The organism is Gilliamella sp. B3464 (assembly GCF_026536145.1).
GTDB lineage: Bacteria > Pseudomonadota > Gammaproteobacteria > Enterobacterales > Orbaceae > Gilliamella.
Window position 1 is genome coordinate 88,295 of sequence record NZ_JAFNOQ010000012.1, and the last position, 6,000, is coordinate 94,294.

Here is a 6,000-nt window from a genome sequence, read left to right on the forward strand (position 1 = left end):
AGATGATATAATATTATCAATTAGTTAACTAAATTTTCAATGAAATCATAAGTTTTTATAAGGTATTTTTAAATGAAAACAATTGGCTTAATCGGCGGTATGAGTTGGGAAAGTACCGTTACCTATTATCAAGTAATTAATCAAATGGTAGCAAAATCATTAGGGGGGTTACATTCAGCGAAAACGCTATTATATAGCGTAGATTTTCAAGAAATTGAATTATGCCAAGCCAATGGTGAGTGGGATAAAAGTGCACTGATTTTAATTGATGCAGCCAAAAAATTACAAATAGCAGGTGCAGATTTTATTGTCATTTGTACCAATACTATGCATAAAGTCGCAGATCAGATTCAATCAGCAATTACTATTCCAATTATTCATATTGCAGATGTCACAGCTAAAAAATTGATTCAACAAGGTATTAAAACTGTAGCATTGTTAGGGACTAAATACACAATGGAGCAAGATTTTTATAAATCAAAATTGATTGACCAAGGCTTAATAGTATTAATACCGGATCAAGAAGATAGAAATGTTGTTAACCAAATTATTTACGATGAACTTTGTAAAGGGATTATTAAACCGGCATCTAAACAAGCTTACTTAACGATTGTTGATAAATTAGTTGAACGCGGAGCACAAGGTGTGATTTTAGGCTGCACAGAAATTGGTTTATTAATATCACAATCAGATCGAAATATCCCTTTTTTTGATACAGCCTTAATTCATGCAGAAGCCGCCGCTATGCTAGCAATAAGTCACTAAGCATTATCATTAGTATCGTTAATATATTCCAAAATATCACCAGGTTGGCAATCTAAATATTCACAGATTGCCTCAAGTGTGGCTAATCTAAAACCTTTCACTTTACCTTGTTTAAGCAAAGATAAATTTTGTTCCGTAATACCGATAGCCATAGCTAAATCTTTAGATTTTACTTTTCGTTTAGCGAGCATTACATCTAGATTTATAGTAATTGGCATGTTTAATTCCCCTATACAAACTGCTGATTTTCTTCCGCTAGTTGGCATGCTTTTTTTAATATTTGTCCAATAACCATAATACTGATAGCTGGGAACAATACCATAATATCATCACTTGTAAACGAAAAAGAAAAATAACGTTCAGCTTGGTTGAAACTTAAAATTAAAGTTAACAAAGGCTCAGATAAAATACTAACAATAGACCAGATGACTAACATTTTACCAAAAATATAGCAGTGATTAGCTGACCTTTCTGAAAAGAAATCAGATTGACTGTATTTTAAAAAAAGTAATCGCAACTGATAAAATGCATAAATTAAAATAAAGATTTCTACAGTATCAATTAACGTTGCTAAAAAAGCCTGCCAAAACTCGAGTTCAGTTGGATCAACATCAACACTGTTAGATATAAAAAAAGAATATCCTCCTGATGCTAATCCAATATTTTCAATATTAAAAAAGTAATAAAGTAGTGGCGATAATGCACCAATCAACATAACTATGATAATAAGGGTTGTTAATAGTACCATAAATCGACAATATTGATTTAAGCGTAAGTTTGATCGAGCTAATGTTGTGTTCATATTTATTTCCTTTTTTATAAAGATTGAGCACAGTCTAGCCTATAAAAATAGAAATAACAATAATAAATTAAAGTAAAACGATAATTTTTTATTGTTTAATATTTATTTAAAATAAAATAGCAAAATCAATAGTGAGTAAAATTTAGTTATAAAAAAACCTTACTTTGTTACAAGTAAGGTTCAGGAAGTTAACATTAACGAAAAAAAATTATGCTTCGATTGCAACTCGTAATTTTTTCATTGCATTTTTTTCGAGTTGACGAATACGTTCAGCAGAAACACTATACTTATCAGCTAAAACTTGCAAAGTTGATTTACTATCGTCGGAATCTAACCAACGTGCTTTAATAATATCCTGACTTCGTTCATCCAATTGTGATAAAGCATCATGTAATTTATCTGTTGCGTCATTTTCCCAATTATCATTTTCAATTGATTTTGAGAAATCAGAATTACTATCTTCTAGATAAAGTGCTGGAGCAACAATAGAATTATCATCGTCATCACTATCTACATCAAATGACATATCTTGAGCAGACATTCGCGATTCCATTTCAAGGACATCTTTAGGTGTTACGCCAAGTTCATCTGCCACCATATCAACTTCTGCATTATTAAACCAACCTAAGCGTTGTTTATTCTTTCTTAAATTAAAAAATAATTTTCTTTGTGCTTTTGTGGTTGCAACTTTAACAATTCGCCAATTTTTAAGCACATACTCATGAATTTCAGCTTTTATCCAGTGTACAGCAAAAGAAACTAATCGAACCCCCATTTCAGGGTTAAAACGACGTACAGCTTTCATTAATCCAATATTACCTTCTTGAATCAAATCTGCTTGTGGTAAACCATACCCAGAATAACCTCGAGCAATATGCGCAACAAAGCGCAAATGAGATAAGATTAATTGTCGTGCAGCATCAACATCATCATGATAATAAAGTTTTTCACCTAACGATTTTTCTTCTTCTGCTGTTAACATCGGATAGGTGTTAATCATACGAAGGTATGATTCTATATTGCCTTGTGGGATTAAAGCACTTACTGGCATTTTTAAATCAGTACTCATTTAATTCCCTCCTTCATTTAAACTGATTTTGTTGCATAATTTTATGTATGCAACAATTTAAATTCTAACTGTTATATTAGACTACAAAAAAGTCAATTAGTTCACATTTTAATAAAATTTTTAACAATAAGTAACTATCTTATTTTTGTAATTAAGTAATGTACATTACTTTCAAATATTTTTTAGTCGCGATCAAGGCTGAAAGCCATCCAATAATTATTGAGAACAAAATAATTAATACACTTTCATCCCATGACAGTCCTTCTAAAGTAAATTTTGTTCCAAAAACAGTTGAAACGTGCAAAATAATTGAGTCAATTTGCCAAATGAATATTTTGGATAATATTAATGCAAGTACTGCACTGATAAACCCAATAAAAATCCCATTATACAAAAAAGGTCTTAATATAAAACCTTCAGTAGCACCAATTAATTGCATCACCAAAATCGTTTGTCGACGGGAAAAGATACTTAATCTAATACTATTGCCAATAACAAGTGATACAGCAATAATCATGAAAATCGAAATTGTCCAGACTATTGATTTTACCATGTCTGTCAATGCCATTAATCGCGTAAACCAGCTATCATCAAGTTGTACATCATCAACCCCTTCTATTTTCAAGATTTGTGATTGTAATCCATGTAATATGCTAGTTTGCTTAGCCTCTTCTTTAGGAAAAATAATAGCAACAGCAGGTAAAGGGTTTTCATCTAACAGATCAAGTGCTGTTGCAAAACCAGACCAAGTTTTAAATTCTTCTCGTGTATCATCTCGTGAAAGATAATCTATTTTCTCAACTTCCGAGTATGTTTTAAATTTACTGATTAATTCTTTAGTTTGTTCTGCCGTAAGTGATTTGTTGATATACACAGTTAAGTTTGGAGTTGGATACCATTGATGCGCTGCTTGATTTGCATTTTTCCACAACAAATAACTAATCGTTGGCAATGTTATTGAAATTGCAATGACAAAAATTGTCAATATTGAAGCAAAAATATGCTGACGAAAATCATTAAATACGTTATGCCATGCATAACTAATTTGTCTTTTCCATCGGGATAAAAAGTTATTTTTATTTTTCGATTTTGACTTAATAGTGTTAATGTTAGCGTTTATCATTATGTTATTCCTCTAAACGCCCTTGATTTAAATTTAGTATTCGATGGTGTTTACGACGAATAAGCCCCATATTATGGGTTGCCATTAATACGGTGACACCTGCTTGGTTAAACTCTTCAAATAGCTTTAAAATATCTTTCGAAAGTTTATCATCTAGGTTACCGGTTGGTTCATCGGCTAATAAGACGCTTGGACGATTAACAATGGCACGCGCTATTCCTACGCGCTGTTGTTCACCACCTGATAACTGTATAGGATAAAATTTCATTTTATCTATCAAACCGACTTTATCGAGCGCGGCCGAAACACGCCTACGAATTTCTTCGATAGGTTTTCCTAAAATAATTAATGGAATAGCCACATTATCATAAACAGTGTGATCCATTAATAATTGGTGATCTTGAAAAATCATCCCAATTGTGCGGCGTAAAAACGGCATATCTTGTTTTTTCAAGCTAGATACATTGATACCATTTAATAATACTTTGCCGTCATTAGCTTTTTCTAATCCACAAATTAAACGCATCAAAGTACTTTTACCTGCACCAGAGTGACCTGTTAAAAATGCCATTTCTCCGGATAATAATGTAAAGTTTATATTTTGAAGGGCGGGCTTTCCACCCGAGTAAACTTTACTTACATGCTGGAATTGGATCATGAGTTCTCTCTATTCATCTGTTTGTTCAAACAGCGCATTAATAAAATCATCAGCAACAAAAGGTCTTAAATCTTCAATTTTTTCACCAACACCGATGTAACGGATTGGAATATTAAATTGATCAGCAATGCTAAATATAATACCACCTTTCGCCGTACCATCTAATTTAGTTAATGTCATTCCTGTTACACCAACAGCTTCATTAAATAATTTAGTTTGGCTAATAGCATTTTGGCCTGTTCCTGCATCTATTGTTAACATGATTTCATGTGGAGCAGTCTCATCTTGTTTTTTAATCACTCTAACTATTTTTTTCAATTCATCCATTAGATGTGATTTATTTTGTAAACGACCTGCTGTATCGGCAATTAAGACATCTATTTTTTTTGCCTTTGCTGCTTGTATTGCATCAAAAATAACTGAGGCAGAATCAGCATTAACATGCTGTGCAATAACGGGGATATTATTTCGCTCACCCCAAACTTGTAATTGCTCAACAGCTGCTGCACGAAAGGTATCGCCTGCAGCAAGCATCACTGATTTACCTTGTTGTTGAAATTGACGAGCTAATTTACCAATTGTCGTTGTTTTACCAACACCATTTACCCCTACCATTAAAATAACAAATGGTTTATGACTTTCAATATCAAGCGGTTGATCAACCCCGTCTAAAATAGACTTCATTTCATGTTTTAAAATTTCATGAAGTGCATCTGCATCTTTTAACTCTTTTCTTGAGGCTTGTTGTGTTAATGAGCTTATTAATTTTTGTGTAGTATCAAATCCTACATCTGCAATAATCAGTTGTTCTTCTAGTTCTTCAAATAATTCATCGTCAATTTTTTTGCCTTTGAATAAATTTAAAAAACCCGATCCAATATTTTGTTTAGTCTTGAAAAGACCTTTTTTTAAACGAGCAAAGAAACCTTCTTTTTTTTGTTCAACCATAAATAAATTGTCCCATGAGCATAACTGATAATCATTTTATCTTATTTTAGAATAAACCCCAATGATTCAATAAATGTGAATAATATTATTGAGTTATATTATTATAAAATAATGATAATAAGTGATGATTTAGTATTTATTAATGTGATCTATTTAAGCCTAAAGATCATTTACGCTGATAGATTGCCATTCACCTAACGGCAGATGCTGAGTAAATAGATTATAATTGCCAATTTGAACACGTATTAAACGTAAACAAGGATAACCAACCGCAGCACACATTCTTCTAACTTGACGATTTTTTCCTTCCGTAATAGTTAAACTTAGCCAAGAAGTAGGAATAGCTTTACGTTCACGAATAGGCGGAACGCGTTGCCATAGATTAGTCGGCGCTTCCAGCTTAGTCGCTATAGCTGCGGCAGTATAGAACTCTTTTAACTGAACACCTTGAGCGAGTTTATCTATAGCTTGTTGACTAATTACGCCTTCAACTTGTACCCAATAAGTTTTTGGTAATTTAAATTTTGGTGAGCTGATTTTTGACTGCAACTTACCATCATTGGTCAGTAATAATAATCCTTCACTGTCAGTATCCAGTCGACCTGCCGGGTAAAATTTGGGTAATGAAATAAAAT

General features: G+C 32.2%; 7 protein-coding genes and 1 pseudogene. 1 reads left to right on the plus strand and 7 read right to left on the minus strand.

The window, feature by feature from the left end; genetic code table 11:
- The first annotated feature begins 72 nt into the window (after window positions 1-72).
- Window positions 73-765 carry an aspartate/glutamate racemase family protein gene (locus tag J3U57_RS11590; protein WP_267344796.1) on the plus strand — a complete coding sequence of 231 codons (693 nt, stop codon included), beginning with the start codon at window positions 73-75 and terminating at the stop codon, window positions 763-765.
- Here J3U57_RS11590 and J3U57_RS11595 read toward each other — a convergent pair.
- From J3U57_RS11595 to J3U57_RS11625, 7 genes and pseudogenes are all read right to left on the minus strand, one after another.
- A complete protein-coding gene (locus J3U57_RS11595) occupies window positions 762-983 on the minus strand; it encodes a helix-turn-helix domain-containing protein (RefSeq protein WP_267334418.1) in 222 nt (73 codons plus the stop codon). The genes J3U57_RS11590 and J3U57_RS11595 overlap by 4 nt on opposite strands.
- An 11-nt stretch (window positions 984-994) precedes the next feature.
- On the minus strand, window positions 995-1,567 hold the full coding sequence (locus J3U57_RS11600; RefSeq protein ID WP_267344798.1) for a DUF2975 domain-containing protein: 573 nt from the start codon (window positions 1,565-1,567) through the stop codon (window positions 995-997).
- Between the two features lie 208 nt (window positions 1,568-1,775).
- Window positions 1,776-2,636: an RNA polymerase sigma factor RpoH gene (gene rpoH, locus J3U57_RS11605; RefSeq protein ID WP_065633225.1), complete on the minus strand. Its 861-nt coding sequence runs from the start codon at window positions 2,634-2,636 to the stop codon at window positions 1,776-1,778.
- 151 nt (window positions 2,637-2,787) lie between these two features.
- Window positions 2,788-3,759, minus strand: a complete 972-nt coding sequence (gene ftsX, locus J3U57_RS11610; protein WP_267344800.1) for a permease-like cell division protein FtsX — start codon at window positions 3,757-3,759, stop codon at window positions 2,788-2,790.
- Window positions 3,760-3,763: 4 nt separating this feature from the next.
- Window positions 3,764-4,417, minus strand: a complete 654-nt coding sequence (gene ftsE / locus J3U57_RS11615; protein ID WP_065633227.1) for a cell division ATP-binding protein FtsE — start codon at window positions 4,415-4,417, stop codon at window positions 3,764-3,766.
- 9 nt (window positions 4,418-4,426) lie between these two features.
- Window positions 4,427-5,350 (minus strand): annotated as a pseudogene (gene ftsY / locus J3U57_RS11620) (signal recognition particle-docking protein FtsY); the annotation flags it as partial.
- A 174-nt stretch (window positions 5,351-5,524) separates the two neighbouring features.
- The coding region (locus J3U57_RS11625) for a pseudouridine synthase (RefSeq protein WP_267344802.1) at window positions 5,525-6,000 on the minus strand (476 nt) is incomplete at its 5' end.

Bases quoted from the DNA above. Each gene is read 5' to 3' on its own strand.
- J3U57_RS11590 (WP_267344796.1), top strand. From the start codon at position 73: ATGAAAACAATTGGCTTAATCGGCGGTATGAGTTGGGAAAGTACCGTT.
- J3U57_RS11600 (WP_267344798.1), bottom strand. From the start codon at position 1,567: ATGAACACAACATTAGCTCGATCAAACTTACGCTTAAATCAATATTGT.
- J3U57_RS11595 (WP_267334418.1), bottom strand. From the start codon at position 983: ATGCCAATTACTATAAATCTAGATGTAATGCTCGCTAAACGAAAAGTA.
- rpoH (WP_065633225.1), bottom strand. From the start codon at position 2,636: ATGAGTACTGATTTAAAAATGCCAGTAAGTGCTTTAATCCCACAAGGC.
- ftsX (WP_267344800.1), bottom strand. From the start codon at position 3,759: ATGATAAACGCTAACATTAACACTATTAAGTCAAAATCGAAAAATAAA.
- ftsE (WP_065633227.1), bottom strand. From the start codon at position 4,417: ATGATCCAATTCCAGCATGTAAGTAAAGTTTACTCGGGTGGAAAGCCC.